Below are 24,213 nucleotides of genomic sequence, written 5' to 3' on the forward strand. Positions count from 1 at the left end.
CCACCGCGTGGGGGATTCGGGGGCAGGATGGTGAGGGGAGAAGAGCTAAGCGGAGATTGTTGGCGCGATGTCGCTCAGTTGGTGGGCTGGAACAAGCCGCTGGAAGCCATCAGGTTCAGGTGCAAACGGTGTAGCCAGAAGGATACTGCCGTGCGCTGCGGCGAATCACGGGCTCCACTTACGCAACGGACGCCGATTGCGCGCGTTCTACCCCATTAAGAGGAGCATGGCGGATGTGACGGCTGGTCTTATGCGCCCACAATCGGAGGCAAACCATGATGTCTAAGTTCAAAGAAGCCCTTGAGCGCGGGAAGGGAGCTCGCCGTGAGCAAGAGGAGAAGGTCGGCAGTGAGAAGGCCGAGGGGGTGGACTTCGGCGCGCAAGCACGGGCCTGGCTAAATGACGTCGTGGTTGCGTCGCTGGAAGCGGCCAAGGCTGAGGTGGCGGGCGAGGTGACTGTCGAGATGGACACCGCGCCACGCCGCCAGGCCAAAGCATCAACACCGTCTATTCGGTTTAGAATCTACAGGAAGGGGGGAATGGAGAAGGAGGCAGCCGGGAGGACGTTCACGGTCAACGTTCAGCTGAGTGGGCAAGTGTCAGTTTCTTCGCCCGGGATGGTGGCAAGAGAAGTGGGAAACATAGGAGATAGGACTGACGAGCGGTTCTCCACCTTGCTAGCCGAACTGATCGAGGACGCAGTGAAGGGCACTTAGCCAGCAAGGTGTCGAGGAAAGGGCAAGGCAATATCCAGCGTTGTCCGCTCGGCTGCTGACACCGCCAGGTCTGTCAGTAACAGCTTTCCGGATGCCGCAAACACCCCTCCGTTAACCTTTCGTTAACCATGGCTGGCTAGCGTTTACCTATCAGTAAGGAATCGCTGTCCGTGACCTTCGCCGCCCCTGTCGAGACCAAATCCATTCGCTTTCGCGCCCGCTCGTTCGTCGCCTTCACGCTCACCCCGGAAGCGCCGCTTTCGGAGTGGCTGGAAAGCCTTGATCGCTGGATCGGCAATTCTCCCGGCTATTTTGCCGGCCGACCGGTGGTGCTCAACCTCAACACGCTGAAGCCGGAGGTCAGCCAGATCGAAACGCTGGTTGCTGAGCTTGGCCTGCGCGGCATCCGCATCTATGCGATCGAGCTTGACGGCAGCACGGCGCTCGAGGCCAATCTGCCGCCGGTGCTGATCGGTGCGAAAGAGGCTACCGCCAGTTTGCTGATGCAGGCCGACGCCAAGGGCAGGCCTGAAGAGGCGGGCAAGCCGGAAGAAGGCAAGGCGGAACAGGGCAAGCAGCCAGAAGACAGGCAGCCGGAAGCGCCGGCGACGTTAATGGTCAAGACGCCGATCCGCTCGGGCCAGTCGGTCTTCCACGCGCATGGCGATGTCATCGTGCTCGGCTCCGTCGCCTCCGGTTCCGAGATCGTCGCCGCCGGCTCCATCCACGTCTACGGCACGCTGCGCGGGCGAGCGTCGGCCGGTGTGCTAGGCCATTCGGCGGCGCGCATCTTCTGCCGCAAAAACGAGGCCGAGCTGCTGTCGGTCGACGGCTGGTATTGCACCGCCGAAGAGATGGAGCCGTCCTTGCGTGGAAAAGCCGTCCAGGCGTTTCTCGAAAAAGACACGCTGCGCATCGCGCCGTTCAGCTAATGCAGTCGCCCGAAAGTACGCAGTGGTTTTGAAATGACGACATATGAAAACAACGACTTAAGCGCGCCGCGTAATTCAGACGCTTAGCAATACCAACAACAATAATGGAGGCATATATGGGCAAGGTAGTGGTGGTCACCTCGGGCAAGGGAGGCGTCGGCAAGACGACCTCGACGGCCGCCCTTGGTGCCGCGGTCGCAAGAACCGGCAAGAAAGTGGCCCTGGTCGACTTCGATGTCGGCTTAAGGAATCTCGACCTGATCATGGGCGCCGAGCGGCGGGTGGTGTTCGACCTGGTCAACGTCATCCAGGGAACGGCCAAGCTGTCGCAGGCGCTGATCCGCGACAAGCGCGTCGAAACGCTGTTCCTGCTGCCGGCCTCGCAGACGCGCGACAAGGATGCGCTGACCGAGGAGGGCGTCGGCGAGGTGATCGACAAGCTGCGCTCGGTGTTCGACTACGTCTTCTGCGACAGTCCGGCCGGCATCGAGCGCGGTGCGCAGCTCGCCATGCGCTTTGCCGACGAGGCGGTCATCGTCACCAACCCGGAAGTCAGCTCGGTGCGCGATTCCGATCGCATCATCGGCCTGCTCGACGCCAGGACCGTGAAGGCCGAGCGGGGCGAGCAGATCGCCAAGCACGTGCTGGTGACGCGATACGATGCCGCCCGCGCGGCTCGCGGCGAAATGCTCTCGATCGACGACGTTCTGGAGATCCTGTCGACGCCGCTCCTGGGGATCATTCCCGAGAGCCAGGACGTGCTCAAGGCCTCCAACCTCGGTTCGCCGGTGACGCTCAGCGACCCGACGAATGCCGCCGCCCGCGCCTATATCGAGGCGGCCAAACGGCTCGAGGGCGAGGACCTGCCGGTCGTCGTGCCGTTCGAGCGCAAGGGCTTTCTCGACCGGCTTTTTGGAAGGAGGGCAGCATGAACCTGTTAGACCTCTTCAAGCGGCGCGGCAGCGCGCCGGTGGCGCGCGAGCGGCTGCAGGTGCTGCTCGCCTATGAGCGCCGCAACCGCAGCCAGCCCGACCTCGTCTCAGTGCTGCGCGAGGAGATCATGGCCGTCATCGCCAAACATGTGCAGATCGACCAAGATTATCTGCAGGTCTCGATGGATCGCGGCGAGACGATGTCGACGCTGGAGATCGACATCCAGATCCCCAACAAGAGCGCAAGACCGCTGGCGATGTCGGCCTGAGCGGCAGTGTTGCGTCTGTAGTAATTTTTGACGCCGGCAGACAGCGCCCCCCTCTGTCCTACCGGACATCTCCCCCTCAAGGGGGGAGATCGGCAGCCTCAGCGCTCCGCACGCCTCTGCAAGGCTGGAGATTGGCGAAAGCGGCTGAGCGCGCAATCTCACCCCTCGAGGGGGAGATGGCCGGCAGGACAGAGGGGGGCGCCGTCCCGCCGGCATCAAGGCTTCGCCTGAGCTGCAGCGCTGTCAGAGTCTTTCGTACCACCGCTACCCCAGCCACCACAAAACCCCGCCCAGCACCGCCATCACGCCCGCGATCGACAGCCCGAGCATGACGTACGATCCCTTGATGATGTCGCGGATCACCTTCTTGACGCTTTCGCGATCATTGAGGTTGGGGAACGGCTCCTGAGGTTCTGCCACGCCGAGAAAGCGGCACAGCGGCCCCCAGCCTTCGGTCACCGTGAACACCAGAAGTTTTTCCGGCGGCACGGCCGCCTTCACCTCCTCGGTGTAGGCGTTGTAGCGCGCGATCGCCCGCTCACGGTCGTCCATCACGCCGGCCAGCACGCGGCCCCAGATCAGCTTGCGCGACATGTCGCCGAATTTTCGGCCGAACGGCGTCAGCCACTCCAAAATCTTGAACTGCCAGAGATTCTCGGTGAAGTAGATCGTATCGATCGTGCTGCCGTACCAGCCTTCGGCGCCGCGCGGGTGGAGCGTCAGCAGCACCTTGGCATCAGGGTATTCGGCCAGCAGCTCCCGCCACACGCAGCAGCCGGGATTGTCGACCGTTGCCGTGTAGTTAGCAAACACCCGGTCCCAGTCGTGCGGCGTGCCGGGCTTGCTGTTTGCCACCTTGCGCCAGAAGTCGAGGTGGCCCTTGTTGGCCTTGTTGAGGATCACCTCCTGCATGTGATAGCAGGGAAAGCCGAGCCTGTTCAGCGCGGCGAAGGTCGACCATGTGCCCGTGCGTCCGAAACCCGCGCCGATTACCTTGAGCGCCATGTGATCCCCCCAATTCTCCCCTGGACTGATATTCTTTTTTTATCGCGATCCGCAGGGCCTACGTTGCGCCCGGAGCGCCCGGCGCGCAACAAATTTCCATCGTGCCTTTCCGCAATAGGTCAGCTCTTTTGGAAGGAACAGCACCAGCCAGGAAGCATCTCAACCAGAGGATGCATTAAGCATGCGCACACTTCTGATCCATTTGCCACTTGCGCAACCATTGAAAGGGTGAAAACGTTGGTCCGGGGTAAATTGGGCAAGGGTTGGCCGTCGCGGCTGTTAGAAGCTCCGGGACGGCTTTGGAAGGCGATGAATTTTCCACAGTTCCTGGTGGGGATGACCACCGCGTCATTCGTCGTGGCGCTCTCGACTTTTTTGGTAACGGGTTCAATCTGGAAGGCGCTGGGCTGGACGATCCTTACCTTGATCGTTTCGCAGGTTGGATATTTTTTGTTCGTCGTCCAGCTGATCTACAGAGCCGGGCGAAAGACACACAGGTAATCCGCGACCGCGAGTGCTGGACCGTCGAGACGGTATGCGGTTTTACGACGTGTCGAGATTCAGGTCACGCGCCGGCAGAATATCAATGTGCTTAGATCATGATGTGACCGAAATAGATAATATGGTCTAAGCCTTTTGAAAGCGGACTTGTTCGGTTCTGGGAATGTGCATTGGACGTTCCGTTACTTTAGTCAACCAGTATATATTTCCGGATACATATGTCTGCTGTTGGCAGCGCGGAAGCCTGGCTGCGGCTTGTGCAATCCCGATCCGCCGTCGAGACGGGGCGGGTTAAAGCTGCCGATCTCCCCCTCGTGGGGGAGGTCAGCGCGTCATCCGCTGAGCTCCGTCGCTCTGCTCACTCGGCCGCCAGCTTGTCCTGCGTCTTGGTGTTGAAATCGCTGGCGTCGTGGCGCTCGTGCAGCTGCATCGCCGGCTCGCCGAAGGCACGGTTGACCATGCGGCCGCGCTGCACCGCCGGCCGTGCGTCGATTGCTTCGGCCCAGCGCTGCACGTTCTTGTACCCGTCCACTGCCAGGAAATCGCCGGCGTCGTTATACATGCGGCCCTTGGCCAGCCCGCCATACCAGGGCCACACGGCGATATCGGCAATCGTGTAGGCGTCGCCGCCGAGATATTCGCTCACCGCCAGCCGCCGGTCGAGCACGTCCATCTGGCGCTTGGTCTCCATGGCGAAGCGGTCGATGGCATATTCGATTTTTTCCGGCGCATAGGCGTAGAAATGGCCGAAGCCGCCGCCGAGGTAGGGCGCCGAGCCCATCTGCCAGAACAGCCACGACAGGGTTTCTGCACGCGCCGGCTGCTCGGTCGGCAGGAATTCGCCGAATTTTTCGGCCAGATGCACCAGGATCGAGCCGGATTCGAAGACGCGGATCGGCTTTGGCCCGCTGCGGTCCATCAGCGCCGGGATCTTGGAGTTGGGGTTGACCTCGACGAAGCCGCTGCCGAACTGGTCGCCGTCGTTGATCCTGATCAGCCAGGCGTCATATTCGGCACCTTTGTGGCCGAGCGCCAAGAGCTCCTCCAGCATGATCGTCACCTTGACGCCGTTCGGTGTCGCCTGCGAATAAAGCTGCAGCGGATGCTTGCCGACCGGCAGCTCCTTGTCATGCGTCGGGCCGGCGATCGGCCGATTGATGCTGGCGAAGGCGCCGCCATTTTCCTTGTTCCAGGTCCATACTTTCGGCGGTGTGTATTGGTTCATCTCGGGAGGCCTTGTGCTGTGAGCGGGGAGGGTCTTGGGGAGGATCAGCTTGCGCGATGGAAGCGGGAGATTCGTGGGGCAGGTTCATCTACACATTGATACAGGTAGTGCGGTCAGCAGGAAGTTCAACTTATGTTGAACTATAGTCGACGCCGCTTGCCGTTTCTCCCAGGACCCCGGGGGAGAAGGGCTCACCGATGCCCTTGCGCCTCGTCACGTGCGCCATACCTATAGAAGATACCGGGCCTTTGGCGGCCGTCATGAATATTGCCGGGATTGAGAGCATGACCATCGATACGATTTTGCGGTCCATCGTGGCGGTGCGCGCCTCGATCCCCGACGACGCCTTCACCGCCAATGCGCTGGGCACGAGCCGGGAAGGCAGCGGCGTGGTCATTCGCGACAACGGGCTGGTGCTCACCATCGGCTACCTCATCACCGAGGCGGAAGAAGTCTGGCTGACCGACCACAACGGGCGCGTGGTTCCCGCGCACGCGCTCGCCTATGACCAGGAATCGGGCTTTGGGCTGGTGCAGGCGCTGGCCCCGCTCGGCCTGCCTGCGGTGGCTTTCGGCGATGCGGCCAGGGCGATGGCCGGCGACCCCGTGGTGCTCGCCGACGGCATCGGCCAGGCGGTCAGGGCGCACATCGTCACCAAGCAGGAATTCGCCGGCTATTGGGAGTATCTCCTGGACGAGGCGATCTTCACCGCGCCCGCCCATCCGTCATGGGGAGGTGCGGCACTTATCGGACAAGACGGAAGGCTGCTCGGTATCGGTTCGCTGCGCCTGCAGATGAGCCGCGCCGGCGAGATCGCCGATATCAACATGGTGGTGCCGATCGACCTTCTGCCGCCCATTCTCGACGATCTCCTGACACGCGGCCAGGTTGCCAAGCCACCGCGCCCATGGCTCGGCGCCTTCTCCGCCGAAAGCAATGGCGAAGTCGTGGTGATGAGCGTCGCCGAAGGCAGCCCGGCCGCCGAAGCCGGTCTGCGCCAGGGCGACATCATCTCGGATGTGCGCGACGGCGAAGTCGACGGGCTCGCCGATTTCTACCGCAAGCTATGGCAGAATCCGGCAGGCGCGGAGATTCCGTTGCGGGTGGTGCGCGACGGCCGCGAAACCTGGCTGCGCGTCAAGTCGGCCGACCGCAACAGCTTTCTCAAGAAACCGCAGCTGCAGTGAAGCAGTCACTACTACCGGTCAGATCCTCCTGATAATCCGATGACGCGGCGTGCCTCACTCGCCGCAGGCGCTGAAGCCCGTTCCAGGGTTCCACTCCGAAAAGGCAATGACCTTGCCTTCCACCGCCACAGTTTTCTGCTTGGTCGTGCTATCGAGCTGCATCTTGCTGCTTTTGCCCTTGCCGGTCATAACATTGTAATCGCAGTCGCTTGCGACATTATCCTCAAGATGATCATGATAGTCATAGGCAAAGCCGGCGACGATGAAGGCGCCGTCGCGGTAGGCGAGCGTCAGCGTCTGGTTGGTCCGCTTGCTGCCGACCGGCATTGCCGGCAGATACAGTTTGATCGAGCCGTTGGGCAGCGCGGTCAGCTCCGGCTCGGTGTCGGAGGCCTCGTAGCCGGGCCGGTCGTAACCGTTCCACTCGCCGAGAATCTGGTCACGCACGACGCCGGCAGGACGCAAAAAATTGTGCTCGCGATCCCTGAGAAAGAAATGCATGTCCATCGGATCGCCGGGCTGGGTTTCGACGATCATCACAAGGTCGGTGCCGCCGTCGCCATTCCAGTCGCCGGTCAGCGCGGTGATGATCTTCTGGGTTTCTATTGGTTCGGCCAGGGCCACGGTTGGCGCCAGCAGGGCAAGACCGAACAGCACTGCTCGCATGGCAACATCCCCCAAGTTGAAGCCCGCCGTGTGTCCACCATGGTCGGTTCTGCCAGAGAGATTCCTACAGTACGACGGGAAGAACCGCCATGGGCGCCGCGGGACAGCGACACTGCCAATCTCCCCCACGGGGGGAGATCAGCGGCTTTGCTGTCCCGCCAGCCTTGCAACAAGGCCACTGTTGCTCCATTCGATCGGAGCTAAGCAGCGAAGGAGGAAACCGATGACGACCGCAAAAAGCGAGGCCCGCTAATGCCGCCGGTCAAGGTCGCCCCTGAAAAGGTGCGCGAATTCCGCGATGCCGAAAGCTTCTACACCTGGCTCGGCCAGCACCACGACACCGAAACCGAAGTCTGGATCAAGATACACAAGGTCGCTTCGGGGCTGCCTTCGATCACGCCCAAGGGGGCCATCGACGTCGTGCTGTGCTGGGGTTGGATCGACGCCGTGCGCAAGGGGCTCGACGACAAGAGCTATTTGCAGCGCTACACGCCGCGCGGCAGGAAGAGCATCTGGAGCCAGATCAACGTCGACAACATCGCCCGGCTGATCGAGGAGGGCCGGATGACCGAGCATGGGCTGAAACAGGTCGAGGCGGCGAAGGCCGACGGCCGCTGGGCGCGTGCCTATGGAAGCGGCAAGGACATGAAAATCCCCGGGGATCTTCAGGCGGCCATCGACACCGAGCCCAAGGCCAAGGCGATGCTGGCAACGCTCAGCGCGCAGAACCGTTTCGCGCTCGCCTTCCGCATTCACAACATGAAGACCGAGGCTGGGCGCAAAAAGAAGATCGCGGCGTTCGTCGAGATGCTGAAGCGTGGCGAGACGATCTACCCGCAAGGGAAGAAGTGAGGCTTGTCGCTGGCGTCATCGTCGCGCTCAAGGTCCGAAGAGGAACGCGGCACCGTTGCTGCCGCTGGCCTTGAAGCCACGTCCGGCTCGTCCGTCAATTCGCAAGAGTGCGCAACTTTCGAAGGAAGCGCCAGGAGTTGCTGGCCGCCGACAAACCAGAATGGCCGCCTTTTCGTTTTTGCCGTGATGCGTCCTATGGACCCCTTCGACCGCTCATTGGTGCAGTAACGGTTTCTTCTTGGCTTTGCCGCAAAATGGCTGCGACGGGGCAGGCGAAGTCCAGGGCATGGCTAACAAGAAGAATCGCAACGGAGAGTTCTGGGAGCTGGCGCTCGAACGCGCGCATCTTGGCGTCTGGGATTGGGATGTCAGGACCGGCGACTGTTTCTACTCGGCAATGTGGTCGCAAATGCTCGGCTATGGCGAGGGTGAGCTTGTCGAGGCGAGCGATCTCTGGCTGCAGCTGACGCATCCCGACGATCGCGAGCGGGCGGTGGCCAGCGGCGAACGCCACATTGCCGGCCTGACCGATTCGATCGAGACCGAGCTCAGGCTGAAGCACAAATCCGGTCACTGGGTGTGGGTTCTCGATCGCGGCGGAGTGGTCGAGCGCGATGTCGATGGCCGGCCGGTCCGGCTGATGGGCGTCCAGACCGACATCACCAAGCAGAAGCAAGCGGAAGCAGAGCTTGAACAGGTCAACGTGCGCTTTCGCCTGGCATTGGCGGCCAGCGGCACCGGCATCTGGCATCACGATCTCGCCGCACGCAAAAGCTTCTGGGACGAGCGCACGCGGGAAATCTTCGGGCTGGTCGCCGAAACCGACGAGGTGTCGCAAGACCTCTGGCACAGCTATCTGCATCCGGACGACAGGGCCGACGCCGAGCGGGCCCACTTGGCGCCGCTGCAAACCCAAAAGGTCGTCGCCGTGCAATACCGCATCATCAAGCGGGACGGCGACATCAGACATGTCGAATCGCTGATACGGTTCATCGCCGACGCCCAGTCGTCGGGCCAGATTCTGGGCACGGTGCGCGACATCACCGAGGCAAAGCAACGCGAGCAGGAACTTGCCCATGCGGCCTGCCATGACGCCCTGACTGGCCTTTTGAATCGCGCCGCATTCGACCGGCTGCTATCCCAGCATATCGCAACGGCGCGCCCGCTCGCGGTCTTCTATGTCGATCTCGACTACTTCAAGGCCTTGAACGACTTCGCTGGCCACGCCACCGGCGACCTCGCGCTGAAGAGCGTTGCCAAGGGCATTCTGGGCTGTCTGCCGCCGCCGGCGCATGCCGCGCGCCTTGGCGGCGACGAGTTCGCGCTGCTGGTGCCTGATTGCGACGCGGCGCAAGCCGAGCGTCTCGCCGGCGCCGTTCTCGCGGCAGTTCGCGATGCCGATCTCGGCTCGACGGCGGCGTCGCGCAAGCTCGCGGCCAGCATCGGCATCGCCTTCGTCGCCGATGAGAATACCGCGGTGGCTGACGCGCTCGCCTGCGCCGACGACGCCTGCTATGCGGCCAAGGCCGCCGGGCGCAATCGCTTCGCTGTGTTCTCCCCTGAGACAACATCCGGTTTCAGCGGCCTCACCGCGGCGCGGCTGGCGGCCGACACCGTCGATGCCATGGAAGACGGAAGGCTGAAACTGTTCGGCCAGGAAATCCACCGGCTCGGAAAACCCTGGCAGGAGAGCCGCCATGTCGAGGTCCTGGCGCGGCTCGCCGGGCGCAACGGGCGGCTGATCCCGCCGGGCGAGTTCATCCCGGCGGCGGAGCGGTTTGGCGTCGCGTCGCGGCTCGACCGCTGGATCATCAGGACGGCGCTGTCACTTCACGGTCCGGCGCTGAAGTCAGGGGCGCTGACGCTCGGCTTCAACCTGTCGGCGCAGACGCTGAGCGACCCGCAGCTTTGGGATTTCGTCGACGCCGTCATCGATGAGACCGGGGCGCCGCATTCCGGCATCGGCTTCGAGATCACGGAAACCGCCGCGGTCACCAATTTCACTGCTGCCGAACAGTTCGTCCGCAAGGCGCGCGAGCGGCGCTGCCGCGTCAGCCTCGACGATTTCGGGGCGGGCATGAGTTCGTTCGAATATCTCCGGCGCTTTCCCGTCGACGCGATCAAGATCGACGGTTCCTTCATCGAGCATATTGCGGAGAGCCGCTTCGACCGCGAAATCGTCTCAGCCATATCGGGCATCGCCAGAAGCCTCGGCTGCTCCGTGGTGGCGGAGAAAATCGAAGAGCAGGATGCGCTCGACATCCTCAGGGATATGGGCGTTGCTTTCGGCCAGGGATTTCTGCTGCACCAGCCGGAGCCGCTGCAAGCGATCGTTACTCGGGCGAGCGCGCGAGCGGCTTTGCCAGCTGGACGGCGAGCGTAGCGTTCGCTGGCCGAGCCTGCAGGGCCCCGGTTCAAGCCTGAGGGCATGCTTTGGGCGACGTGATTAACGGCCGCGAGAAAGTCCGGAAACAGTTCCGGCGCTCACACTGCGCGAGTTGGTCAGGGCTTTCCCGGCGGGCGATAGCGGACTGACTTCGCCTTACCAAGGGCTTGCATTGTCTCTTCGACGCTTAGGAGAACGGTGGTCTCGTACGAACTGATCGCTCCTCCCGCACCAATGGCAAGCATGACAGATGCCATCGAAACGTTGTCTGGTGCCTCCCACAGATTCCAGCCATCGTGCTCTCCGAAAGCGTACCAGAACCCATGCAGCTTTCCGCCCACCGACTCGATGTAGGTGCGGGCTGCCTCGCGTCTATCCTCGGGGTTTTCGATCAGGCGCGCCCAGGTCTCGGGCGTATAGCTGAATCGTGAGAGATACATGGGCATGGTTCGCCTCCAGCGCTGCCGATTCCGCGGCTCGGCGTCAAGGGATCGAGGGGAATGGCGCCGAGCCTAACCGGCGTGGGTAGTTCGCCGGCTGACGAAATATGCTCTTAAGCTAATGTAAGAGCAACACCTATAAATCCGCGTAAATCCGCGCTCCGAGGTAGATCAGGCCGACCTTAGGGGATGGGTGCCAAGCGTCTGGACATTTGCTGGCAGCCGATGCCTTGCCGCCCACTGCACTGTGGGCCTAATTCTTCCGCTTGACGCTGGACGGCATCGTCGTGCTCACCCAGCCTTGCGCCTCGCGCATAATCTTCAGCGCTTCATCCGGCGTCAGGCCGCACCTTCGGGCAAAATAGGTCGCCTCATAGGCTTCCGCCGAAGAGACCGCAGAAATGCCGGACGGTTCCAGTTTCGACTTTTTCTTAGCCATGCCGGTTCACTGTGAATCGATTAGTCAGCTAATGTACCATCTTTGTTTGCCAAGGCAAAATCCCGATCGCGTTGACGGAGCGCCCGCCGCCTCAGGCCCGGCGCTGGGCAGCGCAATCATCAGGAGACCCGACTCTGCCGGGCCTCGGCCGAGCTTGTCTCGGAGCCTGTCTCGTTCAAGAGGCTGCAGATCGAAACGGCCTCATCGTGACACAGGCCGATCAGCGCAAGCGCCGAAAACTGGGCCGGCAGATCGAGCTTGGCGTCCCACACCATCCATCTGCCGTTTGGCTCCATGACACATTCAAAGCGCAATGCACCGTCCGACATTCGACCCCCAACGATTGCCCGCTAGGTGGTACCGCGTCAAAGTAAACGAGTTATTGCGTCCCTGAAACCTAGCGTTGAATCCGGCCGATAGCGCTGGCACGCCGGAAACCCGCGGTGATGATCCGGGTCGACGCCGCCGGATGCGGATCAGGCGTTGCGGCTCGCCATATGCGCATCGAGCTTCTTTCTCGAAGGCCCGTACCGCTTGATGATGGTCGCGGCCTCGCTCGGCGGTATGCCATATTTTTTCGCAAAAGCCGCAACGTCGTAAGGCTCCTCGCCGGAGGCCGGTTTGCGGTCCTGCTTGCTCTTGGATTTGTCGTCGGCCATGTCGTCCTCCGTCACATCCGGTGGTTATAGGCTTCCTTGGTCCGGCCGACCATCCTTGCCAGTCGGAAAAGGATGACACGCCGGCCCCGCCTGGGCATTGCTGCGCGTTGCAGCAGTCTGATCGATCAAGACCGATCGGTTGCCCGGCTGGGTGAGCTGCTGGTTCCCGCTCATGGGCTCGAACCACGATTCACGCCTTCAAAGGGCGCTGTCCTACCATTAGACGAAGCGGGAGTAGAGGAAGTGAACGCTGTCTAACACTTTCTCATCCGCGCATGAAGCCGCTTCATGCCGTCATCCGCTTGAGCATAAGACACGCCCTTTCAGCAGGGCCTTGTAGAGATAGGAGCAATCGCCGTGATTAAAACCGACCTGTCCGACGTCTACCGAGACTACATTGCCTGCCTGAATAAGCAGGACTGGCCGAAGCTGGGACAGTTCGTTCATGATGAGGTGATCCACAACGGTCGGCGGCTCGGGTTATCAGGGTATCTCGAAATGCTGGAGGGAGACTTTGCTCAAATTCCGGACCTTTCCTTCAACGTCCGGATGCTGATTTCCGATCCGCCCTATATAGCGAGCCGACTAGGGTTCGACTGTACGCCGAAAGAAAGGTTTCTTGGCCTCCCTGTAAACGGTAGGAGAGTTTCCTTTGCCGAGAATGTTATCTATGAATTTCGTGACAAAAAGATTGTACAAGTATGGTCAGTTATAGACAAGGCGGCTATCGAATCTCAGCTTTAGCGCGGGGATTTTCACGCAACTCGTCTCAAAGAAGTCTTCACCCTGCTGGCTTGATAGTCCCCGAGCCTAGACTCGGGTTATCGCCAACAGCCACGCCAGAAGCCACGAAGCATCGTTCCACGTTCCGATATGAACCACGATATGAACAATGGCAGCTGCCTGTCTACCGCCTGTCAGGGACCCGGGCCTTGACGCCTGAACACACCGCCCCAGATTACGCGGCGGAGTTTCAGATATGCGATACGACTGGCAGGGGCGCAAATTCCTGGAACGGCATTTCGGCATTGTTATCGCAATTGGCCTGGTTGCAGGGCTGTCGGCCCTCGCCGCGCTGGGCTACACGCCCTAGAGACTGTTTGGAAATTCTACTCTGGCGGCCATCTGATGGCGTTTTCTGCGCTTCCGGTGCTCACGGACCCAAATGTCCGCTGCGCGCCGGTTCTCGAAACCACCACCATATGACTCGCCAGAGCGAATTTCGAAACAGTCTCTTAAGCCTCGGATTTAGCACCCAAATCTCTAATGTAAGCGAAAAGTAATGGTGCGACGCAACCAGACCGGCGTCACGTGCATTTCAATGCATGACGATGTTTCGCCCCGATATCCCTGCAAAATGCTGCGCTTATTGCGGCGGGCGAGACCATGGCTACGAGGACTGCCCGAAGCGGAAAGCTGACGCCGAACAGCAGAAGGAGCCGGAGGTCGATCCAGCCCCAAGCCCGGCATCGCGGATAGACAAGCCCGGCAAAACCGCCGCCTGAACCATCCCGCTGATTGGCTCCAAATCGAACGAACTCGGCCGCTTCCGAGCGCCTATCGCTTCTGCTGCGTATGCCCAACGGCATTGGCGAAAGAAATGTCACCCTTGATCTCGCGCATGGCCATCGAGGTGATCGTGCGGCGCACGCCGGGCAGGCGGCTGAGCTCGACGCGCAGCATCCTGTCCAGCGCCATCATGTCGACCGTCACGATCTGCAGGAGATAGTCGGCCTCGCCTGTCGTGGCGTGGCAGCGCCGGATCAGCGGGTGTGCCTGGACTGCGGTCTCGAAGGCTTCGGAAAGCTCGAAATCGATCGACACCTGGATGAAGGCTTCGATGCCGAAGCCGAGTTTTGCCGGGTCGATCCGCGTCGAGTAGCCGCGGATGACGCCGGCATCCTCCAGCGCCTTGACCCGCTTCCAGCATGGCGTCTTGCTTAAGCCGACCTCGTCGGCGAGCACCGCGAAGGAGGTACGCGCGTCGCGTTCCAGCGCTGCGACGATCTTCTGGTCGAGGGCATCCAGCATCAAACGTTCTCCAAGATGGCTCCACGAGTGGGAGTTCGTCCTTCAGTTCTCGCTATTTGAATAACAGAAGGGAACAATGTTCAAGCCAAAAGCGCTTATTCTTCAGGCTTGGACCGAACAGACGCCCTGAGCCGACGGGCCGGGCAAAGGAGCAGCTGCCATGCACAAGCCGGATTATTATGCCCGCATCGAAGCGCCTGAGATGCGCGACTACGGCGTCTACCTCAGGTGCGACAAGCTTCTCGCCTGTCAGAAGCCGCTGGCCGAGATGGTGAATGCCGACGAGCTGCAGTTCCAGATCGTGCACCAGGTCGAGGAGCTGTGGATGAAGCTCATCGCCTACACGCTGGTCGACGTCGTCGACTTCCTCGAGCAGCAGAACACGCATCGCGTCGTCACGCTGATGGGGCGCGTGCATCGGCTGATGCGCATGATGACGGCGCAGCTCGACCTGCTCGAAACCATGTCGCCCAAGGAATACCAGGAGATCCGGCTGCAGCTCGGCAATGGCAGCGGCCAGGAATCGCCGGGCTTCAAGCTCTTGCTGCGCATGCCGCCGGACCTGTGGCGGGCCTTCAAGACGTCCTACCTCGACGGTCGCGGGCTCACTGTCGAGGATGTCTACGATATCGGGTATGATCACGGCGACAGCTATGTCGTCGCCGAGGCGCTGATCGAATTCGATGAGCTGTTTCAGAAATTCCGCGCCAACCACCTCTACCTCATCCACCGTTCGATCGGGCTGGGCTCGAAATCCCTGAAGGGCCGGCCGGTCGAACTGCTGCAGGCCGGCGCCCTTCATCGCTTCTTCCCGGAGCTGTGGGACATACGCTGCGAGATGACAGACCGCTGGGGCAGCCAGTACGGGACGGTGCGGGATTCGATCAGCCACCACGCGGCCGAGTAGATCTGGCCCAGGAACCTGTGGCGGTCTCACCACTTGCGCTGGCCCCGGCCAGGGTTTTCAGGGGATGATGTCGGGTTTGCAGCTGGTGTATCGTCCTTGGGCGAAACCCCGTCGCAACCCTGGAGGACGTCATGTCGTTGGAATCCGCTCAATCACCTGTTCAAACGCCGTGGCAGACCGTAGCAATCGTTATCGGCCGTCTGATCTTCGCGGCCGTCTTCCTGATGGCGGTGAGCTTCAAGTTCATCGACATGGGCGCCACCGCGGGCTACATCGCCGCCGCCGGATTTCCGTTCCCGTTGTTTCTGGCCTGGTGCGCGGCCCTGCTCGAAGTGGCGCTGGTGCTGTGCTTCCTGACCGGCGTTTTTTTCTCGCAGGCCGCACTTGTCGCGGGCGCCTATGTGCTGTTCCTCGGTTTTGCCTTCCACGGGCCGTCGCACTGGGCCGGCAACCAGGCCGAATTCGGCTTCTTCGTTGATCATTTTACTTTCCTGGCCGGACTGCTGTTTGCCGCCGTCCATGGGCCGGGCCGCGTGCTGACCTGGAAGCCTGTATCAGCCAACTGATCTTACCTCGGCTGGCAAGCGGCGTTCCGATACGGACGGGGAGGCGATCGCAACGTCACATCTGGTCGTTGTAGGGTTCCTTCATCTGGCCGACCATGCGCGCCAGTTTCGAGAATGACGGCATATCCGCCTCCGGCTGACACTGATTGGCTAGTTCCAGCAGCCGGATCGGGAAGTTGACGGCATCGCGGCTCGACGCCGACATGCCTTCGGACCGCTCCTCGCTGGTCTCGCTGGCTTCGGCCTTGCGCAAGGCGATATCAATCTCTTCGACCGAGAGCACGCCCTTGCGGACAAGCACCTGATTGATCGATGCGATGGCCATCAGCAGGCCTTCGAGTTGCAAATTGGCGACATTCATGGCTTTGCTCCCATTGGCAAAATTGCAAACGCGCGAACGCTGGTTCCGATCCGGACAGCTGCACCATATCGCGGCGCGCGGCCGAATTTTAGGCCGGCCCGCGAGATTTCGCTTGCTTTGTGACGGCAGCTATGCTAGGAATATAGTCATGGTGCTGATTTGCGCCAACGACCCGCCCGCCGAGGCGGGTTTTTTGTTTCAAGCCCTTTCGAATGTTCGCTGCCTGTGTTGCCGATATCAAATGTCGGCGGGACAGCGCCCCCCTCTGTCCTGCCGGACATCTCCCCCACTTGGGGGAGATCGGCAGCTTTGACCATACCACCCACCCTGCAACGTCGGAGATTGGCGAAAAACGAAGGTGGCATCAATCTCCCCCCAAGTGGGGGAGATGGCCGGCAGGCCAAAGGGGGGCGCGAAGAAACGCGGCCTTGCGATCATCGAGCTAAGTCACCGCCTTTCACCACAAAGTCTCACCATCAATTCCTCAGCACGCGGCGATGTCGTGTGCCCTGCCAGGATACCCCCAATGTCCAACCGTTATGCCACCATCATCACCGACGATGACGGCCGCGAGGTCGTCAGCGCCATTGGCGAGTTCGAGGGCGCGCCCGATGCGCGCCACGGCCGGGTCGAGCCGGTCGCGGCCGGTGTACAGATCGGCATGGTCCGGGGCGGTCCCGTCGACCAGGCCGGCGGCTTCGGCTTTCCCTCGGCGGGCGTCAGCGACGGTGCTGTGAGTATCGCCAGGGCGGCGCTCAAAGCCCTGCCCAAAGCCGGCAAGTCCAAGCCCGATGCGGTAAGCCGGCCGCGGAAGCCAAAGGCAAAGCACGCCGGCAAGCGCGCGAAATCCCGCAAGCGACCCACGCAGGCACTCAAGAAAGCGGCGAAGCCCGAGATCGCGGCGCTCGCCGGGGCCGTGGGGTAGAGCATGGCCGAGGATTCTTTCGATGACCAACCGCCTGATGTGACGGAACCCAGGCCCTCCGGCCGGCCGAGGCGAGCGAAAAAAACGCTGGCCGATGGCTTTCTGGAAGCGATCCGCGCCGATTTCCGAGCACATGGCGCCGGCGTCATCGCCGAGGTTCGCACCGAAAAGCCCGACCAGTATCTGAAGATCGTGCTGTCGGTGCTGCCCAAGGATTTGCACGTCAACATCAACAGTCTGGATGCATTGAGCGATGACGAAATCAGGCAGCGCATCCGCGGCCTCGAAGCCGTCCTCCGGCCATTCCTCGCAAAGCCGGATCTCGAAAAGTCGGGTCTCGACGGCAAAGACCGAGTATCTGAGCCTGCTCAGGGAATTGGACCGCAGACGCCGCACTAACCAGCTTGCCGCTTATCGGCCCTATCTCAGGCAGGCCGAGTTCCATGCGGCGGGCGCGACCAACCGCGAGCGGCTGTTCATGGCCGGCAATCAGCTCGGCAAGACCCGGGCCGGCGGCGCGGAATGGGCAATGCACCTCACCGGCCGCTATCCTGAGTGGTGGCAAGGCAAGGTCTTCGACGCGGCCGTGCGGCTGTGGGCCGCCGGCGTCACCGCCGAGGGCACGCGCGACAACCCGCAGCGCATCCTGATCGGCCCGCCGCAGCAGCCGGCGGCGTGGGGCACCGGCATGATCCCGGCTGACGCTATTGTCAGCACCATCATGGGGCGCGGCGCGCCGCATGGACTCGACAGCGTCGTGGTGCGCCATGGCGGCGGCGGCGATGTGCAGGCCGATGAATCGGTGCTGTCGTTCAAGAGTTTTGAGAAGGGCCGCGAAAAGTGGCAGGGTGAAACGCTGCATGGCGTCTGGTTCGACGAGGAACCGCCGCTCGACATCTATTCCGAAGGCCTGACCCGCACCAACGCGACAGGCGGCATCACCATCGTGACGTTCACGCCGCTGCTCGGCATGTCGGATGTGGTGCTGTTGTTCCTGTCGGCGGGGGAGGTGGAGGGAATGGGGAGGAGGTGACATCGCAGGACGTGGGTTCCTCGCCCCACGGAGTGGGGAGAGGTGGCCGCGCAGCGGCCGGAGAGGGGCTTTCGCAGGCGTCTTCCGGTAAGCGAGACTTCTTTTCACCATTCCCATCTGGAGGGGGCGGGCGTCCCCCTCTCCGTCTCGGCTTCGCCGAGCCACCTCTCCCCACTCCGTGGGGCGAGGAACCCAAGCTTTCCAAAGGCCATTCATGACCCGTCACGTCACCTTCATGACCATCGACGATGCCGGGCATTATTCGCCCGAGCAGCGCGCGGCGATCGTTGCCGCATATCCCGCGCATGAGCGCGAAGCGCGCGCCAAAGGCATTCCGGTGCTCGGCTCCGGCCGTATCTTTCCGGTGGCGGAAGAGTTGATTGCCTGCGAGCCGTTCCGGCTGCCGCGCTATTGGCCGCGGCTCGGTGCGCTGGATTTCGGCTGGGACCATCCGTCGGCCGCCGTCGAGCTCGCCTGGGATACGGAGGCCGACGTCGTCTATGTCACAAAGGCCTGCCGGGCGTCGCAGCAGACGCCGGCCATGCAGGCGCTGACCCTAAAACCTTGGGGCGAATGGCTGCCCTGGGCATGGCCGCGCGACGGCCGCCGCGAAACGCTGGAAGGTGCGGGCGTGGCGCTCGCCAAACAATACGCCGCGCATGGGCTGAACATGCTCTCGCGCCATGCGCAATTCCCGGACGGTTCGGTCTCGGTCGAGGCCGGACTGATGGAGATGCTGGACCGCATGCAGAGCGGCCGCTTCAAGGTGTTCTCGACGCTTTTGCCCTGGTTCGAGGAATTCCGGCTCTATCACCGCAAAGATGGCCAGGTGGTGAAGCTGCGCGACGACCTGATGGCGGCGACACGCTATGGCGTGATGATGCTAAGGGAAGCGGTGGTCGACCCGGCGGAGTTCAAGGCGGTGCGGCGAAAGGCCGGGCAGAGTGATCCGCTGGGGGCGTTTCGGTAGACGCGATGCATTTCCCGCGTCGTCATGCCGGCGACTCCACTGTCTCTCCAAAAATTTCGATCTGACAAAGCCCGTGAATGCGGCGGCCAGCATGCAATGCGATCAGCCATGCCGTGATCTCCAGCAGAGCGACCCTCGTGGCAGGAAACAATTAAATGGCGACCATTCCTCTCCAGCTAGCGCAGCGCCGGCTCCATACTGGCAACGCGGTGCAATATCCGCAGGGATCGTCAATCGGCGGCGCCATGCAAGACCTGGGCGGCGAGCTTTCGGCCGTCGCCGAGCGCTTTCAGCTGCGCAAAGAGCAGCAGGAGGCGTTCGACGCCGAAATTGCCCGCCGCAAGATGATGGACCAGATCGCCCAAGCCGAGGCCGACGTGGCAGCCAACGCAGCGCCCGATGGTGCCGGGCTGCATAACGCCATGTACGGCCAAGTCGATCCGCGCAGCGGCCAAGTGGTGAAGCCCGGCCTGTTCGACATGCTGTTCGACGATGCCCTGCCGAAAATACCCGAAAGCCAACGCGCCAATTTCGCTAGGCAGAAGGAGACAATCCGCGCGGCGGGTTCCGAGCGCATGGCGGCGCGGCAGGTTCAGCACCGGCAGCAATATGAGCAGGACCAGTGGTCCGAGGTCCAGCTCTCCGAGCTCAACGCCATCGCCCAGAGCGAGCCGAACGACACTCTCGCTTTTAATGCCGCCCGCCAGCGCGGCTTCGATGTCCTTAACAAGATGGGTCTCGATCCACTGGGCAAGTTGCAGGCCGAAGCCGCTTGGCGCGAAAGCACGGCAAGGACGCGGATCGAGGCTCTGATAGCCGCAAATCCGCAAAGAGCACTCAATCTGCTCGGACTGGCGACGTTTTCTAGGGAAGAAAGTAGCAAGCCGGAGCAGAGTATCGATGGCATTATCACTGGCTCTGTTGCGCAGGCCGACAACTCCGACGCGTTGACCGAAAAAGGCGATCGCGTCCGGAAGCGCACACCTGATGAACGGATAAGGCAGGCATTTCAGGATAATCTTCCGATCGACACTGTGCTTGCCGAGCTATCGCCCGATTCATATGACGACGTTATTCGCCAGGCACGCACGGCGGATGCGTCAAGTCTTATCAGTACGCACGCCGATATCGACATCACTGCTCAGAACGCTCGGGCGGCTATAACCAACCTGGCCCCCTATTCCGGTCCGAGGCCTGACGATACTCAGTTCGCTGCCGCCTTTAGTGCCGAAGAGGGCGGCAAACGATCAAGGACCTTCAATTGGAGGGCAGATGTCAGTCCATATCTTGCCGATATGCGCGTCATGCCGACAAGTCAGGTCGATGCGTCAATTTTCGATGCGAAACCCGTCCCGAACCGGTTCTCCCAGAAGCAAGATCCTGAACTGTATAGGCTGGATCAGGCGCGCTATGAAAGAGACCAGAGGCGCTATGAACTGAACGCAGACGCTGCCGCCTTGATCATGCAGCAGAGGCAGGTCGATCCGGCAACTTACGCTCGCAAGGTCATTCCGAGCGTCGATGCGGCCTTCAAAAATTTGTCGACGCCGGAGGATTTGCAAGCCGCGGTCGCCCTGGCATTTGCCGCCCAGCGCCAATTGGGTATCACGAGGCCTCAGCCGCTGCCCCGATCCGACGCTGAAGGCTTGATCAAGGTTTGGAATGATACAACCGACGCGGAGGAGGCGGAACGCAATGCGCTCCAAGCAATAGCTGATCCGAAGCAGCGCAAAGCGCTGGCCAAACAACTGGCTGACATCAAGACAGCTCAATCACAGACGCTGGCCGCAGCTGATGGCGAGCCGGGCGCGGATGGCTCTGATGATGCCGAGCGCCCCCCAACTAAGAAATTCGCCAAGTCTATCGACTTGTCTCCGGCGGATATTCTCCGATTGAAGAAAGCGGTTATGACGGAATGGGACCAGAGGGATGCGGAAGTAGAAGCGAAAGGTGTCTTGGATACGATCCTGAATCGATTTGTCTCCGGTCATTTCGGGAGTAGTATTCGAGATGTTCTGAATCAAGATGCTCAATTTACTGCTGTTAACAGTCGTGATAGTCGAAAGAAAGGCCAATATGATGTGGATCAGTTGCCCATAAATGACTTGCGCTTCGCTAGGGTTTCGAAGGTGATTGATGAATATTTGTTACAACGTGCGGCTGGTGCGCCCGCCGCAGCGGGCGACAATCTGAATTACGCCAATCCAGAGCTATCAGACGCTAAAAGTCTCCCTTGGCGTAAACAACTTAACGGCCCATGGCTTGGCAAGCATCTTCACGGTACAACAAAGGACAATCGGCCGTTTCTCCCCGGAGAATTCGGCATCAACCTGCCCGAGGATTACTATCCCGCCAGGCCATGATCAGGTCAATGAGGCCGCCACTAGGACGTCGTTGTTGGCCTGCGTAGAAGTAGATGAACGGTCATCATGGCCCGAGCTGCGGAGCGCATCCGACATCTTCAAGGGTGAATTGCACTTCGTCGCCATCATCGGTCCGGACGGTGTAGAATGCGTTGGGTTCGGTTTCTGCGGGCCTCCAGGTGAAGCCTTTGACGGCCTCCGGGTTGGTAAAAAACATATACGAGCGCATCGGGCCATAAATGAATGCGCGCTCGCCTTCATTTTGGCCCTTCAGCTCCGCCGCCATGCCTGCCTGCAAGTGATCTCGTTCCTTCGTGAAGAAGGCTTTGCCGAAGCCTTGTCGGATGATGGTTACGAGTGCCCCCGACTCAAATGACTTGAAGAGTACGCCCTTCTGGCAGATCTCCGACCGAGCCGGGCCAAATGGCAACGCAAATGCCACCGCCGTGGCGAGGACGAGCGATCTCAATGATGCCTCCTATGATTGCAAGACAATTGGAAATCTTCGTCATGGTTGTATCTGGAATCATCCGAACGTCCAACCGGAAAATTCAAAAATTCAGCCGTTCATGCCCACCCGCATCATCCCCGCCACACTCCGCGACCTCTCCTACATCGCCGCCAATCTGCGGCCCGAGGACCGGGCCGAGATCGACTGCCAGTTCGACGAATGGTCGCCGGCGCTGCTGGCGCTGACGGCGCTGCAGGGGTTTGCCTATGTCGCCGAGCTCGACGGCAATCCGGAAGTGGGGTTCGGTGCCGCCGAGCAGCGGAGCGGGTTGTGGATCGCCTGGAGCTGGGGCACGCGCCGCATGAGGCGCTGCGTGCCTGGGATTACCGAGTTCTTTCACGCCGTGCTCGGTCCGCAGGTCGCTGCGCGCGGCGCGTGGCGGGTCGAGGCGCGGGCGCTGGCCGCCAATGAATTGGCGCTGCGCTGGCTTGGCCGGCTCGGCGCTACGAACGCTGCCGTCTGCCGGGGTACGGCAGGAACGGCGAAGATTTTTTACTCTATGACTGGACAAGAGAAAGCTGGAACCATGTGCCTCTTCCAAAGCCGCCGGCGCTGAAGCCGCTGCCGCCGACACCGACCATCGCAGACAAAGACGTGCAGGCGCGCGAGGCAGCGCTCAGGGCTGAACTCGAACAGGGCCAGGGCACCGCCGGCACGATCAAGACCGATCTGTCGCCCAGCGACCTCACCGGCCAGCGCCGCGTGCTGCTGGGGGTATGATGACGGAGGCGACGAGAAGAGCGTCTCGTAACCGGGTGCTGCTGGCGCCGGCGCGCGGTTGATGAAGAAGCGGGCGGGAGAGGGTTCTTCCGTGGCCTACCAGGGGAGAAGGTCAAGGCAGCTTCCGCGTTGCGTAACAAACGGGCGCAAATCGTGTTCTCTGGGCACGGTTGACAATCCCCCCTCAGCCGCCATGCTGCACTGCAACATGGCTATCGAGGAGTTCGGCATGATGGAAGTCCGGTCGTCGCGTATCGAGTGCCTGGATGGGCTCCGGGCGCTCGCCGCCATTTGGGTGCTGATCGGGCACTGCCTGCTGTTGACCGGCTGGAGAATTCCTGTGCTCGGCGAGCCGGATCTCGGCGTCGATCTCTTCATCATGCTGTCCGGCTTCCTGATGGTGTTCCACTACCAGCTGCGCCAGGACAAGGAGCCTTGGCAAAGGCCGGAAACCTGGCTGAAATTCTGGACCCGCCGCTATTTCAGGATAGCGCCGCTGTTTTATGTCATGCTCTTCATTGCCCTGGCGCTCGGACCTTATCTTTACCAGTCCAGGATGGTCATCGACGAGTTCCTGCTGAGGGCGCCGCAGGCGCCCGAGCGCTATCTCGACAGCGGCCTGAAGAACATCGGCGCCCATCTGCTGTTCCTGTTCGGCCTGGCGCCGAATTTCGCCTATCGCACGCCGCTGCCCGATTGGAGCCTCGGGCTGGAGATGCAATTCTACGCGTTATTCCCGGCCATCATGCTGCTGGTGCGCCTGCTCGGCTGGATGCGGAGTGCTATTCTGGTCGCGGCGACCGGCACCGCGATCGTGTTCTTGATGGGACAATGGTCGGTCCATTTTCCGATGCCGTCGTTCCTGCCGCTCAAGATGCAGATTTTCTTGTGCGGGATGCTGCTGGCGGGCGTCGTCCATCAAAGGCAGAAGCGGCCTTTCGCGCATCTGGCCGTGGCCATGCTGCTGGCAGCGCTGCCCTTCGGCGGCGGCAACGGGCTGGGCAAGCTCTTGATGCGCGAAGCGCTAGTGGTGAGTTTCTTTGCCCTGGTTCTCTACCGGCTGCTGCCGGGAATAGCGGGCACCGTGGCAAGAAGCCTGGCCACGACGCTCGCCAACAGGTTCTTTCATCTGATGGGTGAGCTTTCCTTCAGTATCTATTTGATCCATCTGCTGGTTCTCCAGCCCGTTGCGGCTTTCGTGATCACCCAGTACGGCCACGAGCTGTCGGCGCCGCTGCGCTTCGCGATCGTCGTTGCATTTGTCTTGCCGGTCGTCTGCCTGCTGTCCTGGATCACCTACACGTTGATCGAAGTTCCCGGCCAGAAGATGGGCCGTTTCGTTGTGCAGCGTTTTGGACGCAAGGCCGCGCCGGCGCTCGAGCCCAGCGCGTAAAGAGCAGAGGGTGAAGCTGCCGATCTCCCAGTGTGGGGAGATGCCCGGCAGGGCAGAGAGGGCGCGAAGGATCGTCGCCCTTTGAGTATTTCCTGCCGGCGGTGAGCCGGAACGCGCTGTTGCACTGAGAAGTCGGCGGGACAGCGCCCCATAGGCGCTAACTTAGGGCACGAGCGTTATCCTTGCTGCGGCGGATTGGCTTTTTCGTCGCCTCGGTGGATCGC

Annotated in this window: 27 protein-coding genes, 1 tRNA gene and 1 pseudogene; 18 read left to right on the forward strand and 11 right to left on the reverse strand. The window is 61.5% G+C overall.

All coding sequences use genetic code 11. From position 1 onward, the window contains the following. Positions 1–275 precede the first annotated feature (275 nt). The 4 genes from AC0L25_RS29230 (at position 276) to minE (ending at position 2,849) form a co-directional block, all read left to right on the forward strand. Entirely contained in the window at positions 276–716 is a 441-nt protein-coding gene (locus AC0L25_RS29230) for a hypothetical protein (protein WP_473598655.1), read from the forward strand. A gap of 170 nt (positions 717–886) precedes the next feature. Next, positions 887–1,648, forward strand: coding sequence for a septum site-determining protein MinC (gene minC, locus AC0L25_RS29235; protein WP_473598656.1), 762 nt, complete (start codon positions 887–889; stop codon positions 1,646–1,648). Positions 1,649–1,764: 116 nt separating this feature from the next. After that, complete coding sequence (gene minD / locus AC0L25_RS29240; RefSeq protein WP_352960827.1) at positions 1,765–2,580, forward strand: septum site-determining protein MinD; 816 nt, start codon at positions 1,765–1,767, stop codon at positions 2,578–2,580. Continuing rightward, complete coding sequence (gene minE, locus AC0L25_RS29245; RefSeq protein ID WP_135935491.1) at positions 2,577–2,849, forward strand: cell division topological specificity factor MinE; 273 nt, start codon at positions 2,577–2,579, stop codon at positions 2,847–2,849. The genes minD and minE overlap by 4 nt, the downstream gene beginning before the upstream one ends. 264 nt (positions 2,850–3,113) lie before the next feature. On the opposite strand, the gene AC0L25_RS29250 is transcribed toward minE, so the two are convergent. Beyond that, positions 3,114–3,854 carry a sulfotransferase family protein gene (locus AC0L25_RS29250; RefSeq protein WP_473598657.1) on the reverse strand — a complete coding sequence of 247 codons (741 nt, stop codon included), beginning with the start codon at positions 3,852–3,854 and terminating at the stop codon, positions 3,114–3,116. 859 nt (positions 3,855–4,713) lie between these two features. Continuing rightward, a complete protein-coding gene (gene yghU / locus AC0L25_RS29255; RefSeq protein ID WP_473598658.1) occupies positions 4,714–5,580 on the reverse strand; it encodes a glutathione-dependent disulfide-bond oxidoreductase in 867 nt (288 codons plus the stop codon). A 284-nt stretch (positions 5,581–5,864) separates the two neighbouring features. Here yghU and AC0L25_RS29260 point away from each other — a divergent pair, with 284 nt between their 5' ends. After that, the gene (locus AC0L25_RS29260) at positions 5,865–6,767 is read left to right on the forward strand and encodes a S1C family serine protease (RefSeq protein WP_065009074.1); all 903 of its coding nucleotides are present in this window, start codon (positions 5,865–5,867) and stop codon (positions 6,765–6,767) included. A 54-nt stretch (positions 6,768–6,821) separates the two neighbouring features. On the opposite strand, the gene AC0L25_RS29265 is transcribed toward AC0L25_RS29260, so the two are convergent. Beyond that, positions 6,822–7,433, reverse strand: a complete 612-nt coding sequence (locus AC0L25_RS29265; protein ID WP_473598659.1) for a hypothetical protein — start codon at positions 7,431–7,433, stop codon at positions 6,822–6,824. A gap of 252 nt (positions 7,434–7,685) precedes the next feature. Between AC0L25_RS29265 and AC0L25_RS29270 the strand changes: the two genes are divergently transcribed. Then, on the forward strand, positions 7,686–8,285 hold the full coding sequence (locus tag AC0L25_RS29270; protein ID WP_473598660.1) for a YdeI/OmpD-associated family protein: 600 nt from the start codon (positions 7,686–7,688) through the stop codon (positions 8,283–8,285). A gap of 286 nt (positions 8,286–8,571) precedes the next feature. After that, entirely contained in the window at positions 8,572–10,668 is a 2,097-nt protein-coding gene (locus tag AC0L25_RS29275; RefSeq protein WP_473598661.1) for an EAL domain-containing protein, read from the forward strand. Positions 10,669–10,787: 119 nt separating this feature from the next. On the opposite strand, the gene AC0L25_RS29280 is transcribed toward AC0L25_RS29275, so the two are convergent. The 5 genes from AC0L25_RS29280 to AC0L25_RS29300 all read right to left on the reverse strand — a co-directional run bounded on the left by AC0L25_RS29280 (position 10,788) and on the right by AC0L25_RS29300 (position 12,443). After that, positions 10,788–11,117, reverse strand: a complete 330-nt coding sequence (locus AC0L25_RS29280) for a GYD domain-containing protein (protein ID WP_473598662.1) — start codon at positions 11,115–11,117, stop codon at positions 10,788–10,790. 247 nt (positions 11,118–11,364) lie between these two features. Next, on the reverse strand, positions 11,365–11,550 hold the full coding sequence (locus tag AC0L25_RS29285) for a hypothetical protein (RefSeq protein ID WP_473598663.1): 186 nt from the start codon (positions 11,548–11,550) through the stop codon (positions 11,365–11,367). A 119-nt stretch (positions 11,551–11,669) separates the two neighbouring features. Continuing rightward, complete coding sequence (locus AC0L25_RS29290) at positions 11,670–11,846, reverse strand: hypothetical protein (protein ID WP_473598664.1); 177 nt, start codon at positions 11,844–11,846, stop codon at positions 11,670–11,672. Between the two features lie 180 nt (positions 11,847–12,026). Further along, positions 12,027–12,209 (reverse strand): DUF3606 domain-containing protein, encoded by a 183-nt coding sequence (locus AC0L25_RS29295; protein ID WP_352960808.1) that lies wholly within the window; start codon positions 12,207–12,209, stop codon positions 12,027–12,029. A 160-nt stretch (positions 12,210–12,369) separates the two neighbouring features. Further along, positions 12,370–12,443 (reverse strand) — tRNA-Gln (locus AC0L25_RS29300). A 123-nt stretch (positions 12,444–12,566) separates the two neighbouring features. Here AC0L25_RS29300 and AC0L25_RS29305 point away from each other — a divergent pair. Then, the gene (locus tag AC0L25_RS29305) at positions 12,567–12,953 is read left to right on the forward strand and encodes an ester cyclase (RefSeq protein WP_473598665.1); all 387 of its coding nucleotides are present in this window, start codon (positions 12,567–12,569) and stop codon (positions 12,951–12,953) included. Positions 12,954–13,766: 813 nt separating this feature from the next. Here the strand turns inward: AC0L25_RS29305 and AC0L25_RS29310 are convergent. Then, positions 13,767–14,240: an Lrp/AsnC family transcriptional regulator gene (locus tag AC0L25_RS29310; RefSeq protein WP_473598666.1), complete on the reverse strand. Its 474-nt coding sequence runs from the start codon at positions 14,238–14,240 to the stop codon at positions 13,767–13,769. Positions 14,241–14,400: 160 nt separating this feature from the next. On the opposite strand from AC0L25_RS29310, the gene AC0L25_RS29315 reads away from it, so the two are divergent. Continuing rightward, complete coding sequence (locus AC0L25_RS29315; protein WP_473598667.1) at positions 14,401–15,147, forward strand: tryptophan 2,3-dioxygenase family protein; 747 nt, start codon at positions 14,401–14,403, stop codon at positions 15,145–15,147. Between the two features lie 131 nt (positions 15,148–15,278). Beyond that, positions 15,279–15,713: a DoxX family protein gene (locus AC0L25_RS29320; RefSeq protein WP_473598668.1), complete on the forward strand. Its 435-nt coding sequence runs from the start codon at positions 15,279–15,281 to the stop codon at positions 15,711–15,713. Between the two features lie 55 nt (positions 15,714–15,768). On the opposite strand, the gene AC0L25_RS29325 is transcribed toward AC0L25_RS29320, so the two are convergent. Continuing rightward, entirely contained in the window at positions 15,769–16,074 is a 306-nt protein-coding gene (locus AC0L25_RS29325; protein ID WP_473598669.1) for a hypothetical protein, read from the reverse strand. Positions 16,075–16,600: 526 nt separating this feature from the next. Between AC0L25_RS29325 and AC0L25_RS29330 the strand changes: the two genes are divergently transcribed. The 5 genes and pseudogenes from AC0L25_RS29330 (at position 16,601) to AC0L25_RS29350 (ending at position 21,365) form a co-directional block, all read left to right on the forward strand. After that, the gene (locus tag AC0L25_RS29330) at positions 16,601–16,999 is read left to right on the forward strand and encodes a hypothetical protein (protein WP_473598670.1); all 399 of its coding nucleotides are present in this window, start codon (positions 16,601–16,603) and stop codon (positions 16,997–16,999) included. Between the two features lie 3 nt (positions 17,000–17,002). Continuing rightward, positions 17,003–17,398: a hypothetical protein gene (locus AC0L25_RS29335; protein WP_473598671.1), complete on the forward strand. Its 396-nt coding sequence runs from the start codon at positions 17,003–17,005 to the stop codon at positions 17,396–17,398. After that, positions 17,319–17,996: pseudogene (locus AC0L25_RS29340) on the forward strand (terminase large subunit domain-containing protein); the annotation flags it as partial. The gene AC0L25_RS29335 and the pseudogene AC0L25_RS29340, both read left to right, overlap by 80 nt. A gap of 250 nt (positions 17,997–18,246) precedes the next feature. Continuing rightward, the gene (locus AC0L25_RS29345) at positions 18,247–19,002 is read left to right on the forward strand and encodes a phage terminase large subunit family protein (protein ID WP_473598672.1); all 756 of its coding nucleotides are present in this window, start codon (positions 18,247–18,249) and stop codon (positions 19,000–19,002) included. A gap of 155 nt (positions 19,003–19,157) precedes the next feature. Next, positions 19,158–21,365, forward strand: coding sequence for a hypothetical protein (locus AC0L25_RS29350; protein WP_473598673.1), 2,208 nt, complete (start codon positions 19,158–19,160; stop codon positions 21,363–21,365). A 64-nt stretch (positions 21,366–21,429) separates the two neighbouring features. Here the strand turns inward: AC0L25_RS29350 and AC0L25_RS29355 are convergent, their stop codons facing one another. Next, positions 21,430–21,834 (reverse strand): hypothetical protein, encoded by a 405-nt coding sequence (locus tag AC0L25_RS29355; protein WP_473598674.1) that lies wholly within the window; start codon positions 21,832–21,834, stop codon positions 21,430–21,432. A gap of 100 nt (positions 21,835–21,934) precedes the next feature. Between AC0L25_RS29355 and AC0L25_RS29360 the strand changes: the two genes are divergently transcribed. The 3 genes from AC0L25_RS29360 (at position 21,935) to AC0L25_RS29370 (ending at position 23,989) form a co-directional block, all read left to right on the forward strand. After that, the gene (locus AC0L25_RS29360) at positions 21,935–22,432 is read left to right on the forward strand and encodes a hypothetical protein (protein ID WP_473598675.1); all 498 of its coding nucleotides are present in this window, start codon (positions 21,935–21,937) and stop codon (positions 22,430–22,432) included. After that, positions 22,405–22,596, forward strand: a complete 192-nt coding sequence (locus tag AC0L25_RS29365) for a hypothetical protein (protein ID WP_473598676.1) — start codon at positions 22,405–22,407, stop codon at positions 22,594–22,596. The genes AC0L25_RS29360 and AC0L25_RS29365 overlap by 28 nt, the downstream gene beginning before the upstream one ends. Positions 22,597–22,828: 232 nt before the next feature. Next, positions 22,829–23,989, forward strand: coding sequence for an acyltransferase family protein (locus AC0L25_RS29370; protein WP_473598677.1), 1,161 nt, complete (start codon positions 22,829–22,831; stop codon positions 23,987–23,989). The last annotated feature ends 224 nt before the right edge of the window (positions 23,990–24,213 follow it).

Source organism: Mesorhizobium sp. WSM4813 (assembly GCF_055811555.1).

Excerpts from the sequence above, each read along its gene's own strand:
- AC0L25_RS29230 (WP_473598655.1), top strand. The coding sequence starts at position 276 with ATGATGTCTAAGTTCAAAGAAGCCCTTGAGCGCGGGAAGGGAGCTCGC.
- AC0L25_RS29295 (WP_352960808.1), bottom strand. The coding sequence starts at position 12,209 with ATGGCCGACGACAAATCCAAGAGCAAGCAGGACCGCAAACCGGCCTCC.
- AC0L25_RS29330 (WP_473598670.1), top strand. The coding sequence starts at position 16,601 with ATGTCCAACCGTTATGCCACCATCATCACCGACGATGACGGCCGCGAG.
- AC0L25_RS29320 (WP_473598668.1), top strand. The coding sequence starts at position 15,279 with ATGTCGTTGGAATCCGCTCAATCACCTGTTCAAACGCCGTGGCAGACC.
- AC0L25_RS29315 (WP_473598667.1), top strand. The coding sequence starts at position 14,401 with ATGCACAAGCCGGATTATTATGCCCGCATCGAAGCGCCTGAGATGCGC.
- AC0L25_RS29335 (WP_473598671.1), top strand. The coding sequence starts at position 17,003 with ATGGCCGAGGATTCTTTCGATGACCAACCGCCTGATGTGACGGAACCC.
- minE (WP_135935491.1), top strand. The coding sequence starts at position 2,577 with ATGAACCTGTTAGACCTCTTCAAGCGGCGCGGCAGCGCGCCGGTGGCG.
- AC0L25_RS29350 (WP_473598673.1), top strand. The coding sequence starts at position 19,158 with ATGGCGACCATTCCTCTCCAGCTAGCGCAGCGCCGGCTCCATACTGGC.
- yghU (WP_473598658.1), bottom strand. The coding sequence starts at position 5,580 with ATGAACCAATACACACCGCCGAAAGTATGGACCTGGAACAAGGAAAAT.
- AC0L25_RS29310 (WP_473598666.1), bottom strand. The coding sequence starts at position 14,240 with ATGCTGGATGCCCTCGACCAGAAGATCGTCGCAGCGCTGGAACGCGAC.
- AC0L25_RS29360 (WP_473598675.1), top strand. The coding sequence starts at position 21,935 with ATGCCCACCCGCATCATCCCCGCCACACTCCGCGACCTCTCCTACATC.
- AC0L25_RS29250 (WP_473598657.1), bottom strand. The coding sequence starts at position 3,854 with ATGGCGCTCAAGGTAATCGGCGCGGGTTTCGGACGCACGGGCACATGG.
- AC0L25_RS29290 (WP_473598664.1), bottom strand. The coding sequence starts at position 11,846 with ATGGAGCCAAACGGCAGATGGATGGTGTGGGACGCCAAGCTCGATCTG.
- AC0L25_RS29370 (WP_473598677.1), top strand. The coding sequence starts at position 22,829 with ATGGAAGTCCGGTCGTCGCGTATCGAGTGCCTGGATGGGCTCCGGGCG.
- AC0L25_RS29345 (WP_473598672.1), top strand. The coding sequence starts at position 18,247 with ATGACCCGTCACGTCACCTTCATGACCATCGACGATGCCGGGCATTAT.
- AC0L25_RS29260 (WP_065009074.1), top strand. The coding sequence starts at position 5,865 with ATGACCATCGATACGATTTTGCGGTCCATCGTGGCGGTGCGCGCCTCG.
- AC0L25_RS29325 (WP_473598669.1), bottom strand. The coding sequence starts at position 16,074 with ATGAATGTCGCCAATTTGCAACTCGAAGGCCTGCTGATGGCCATCGCA.
- AC0L25_RS29270 (WP_473598660.1), top strand. The coding sequence starts at position 7,686 with ATGCCGCCGGTCAAGGTCGCCCCTGAAAAGGTGCGCGAATTCCGCGAT.
- minD (WP_352960827.1), top strand. The coding sequence starts at position 1,765 with ATGGGCAAGGTAGTGGTGGTCACCTCGGGCAAGGGAGGCGTCGGCAAG.
- AC0L25_RS29280 (WP_473598662.1), bottom strand. The coding sequence starts at position 11,117 with ATGCCCATGTATCTCTCACGATTCAGCTATACGCCCGAGACCTGGGCG.
- AC0L25_RS29285 (WP_473598663.1), bottom strand. The coding sequence starts at position 11,550 with ATGGCTAAGAAAAAGTCGAAACTGGAACCGTCCGGCATTTCTGCGGTC.
- AC0L25_RS29275 (WP_473598661.1), top strand. The coding sequence starts at position 8,572 with ATGGCTAACAAGAAGAATCGCAACGGAGAGTTCTGGGAGCTGGCGCTC.
- AC0L25_RS29265 (WP_473598659.1), bottom strand. The coding sequence starts at position 7,433 with ATGCGAGCAGTGCTGTTCGGTCTTGCCCTGCTGGCGCCAACCGTGGCC.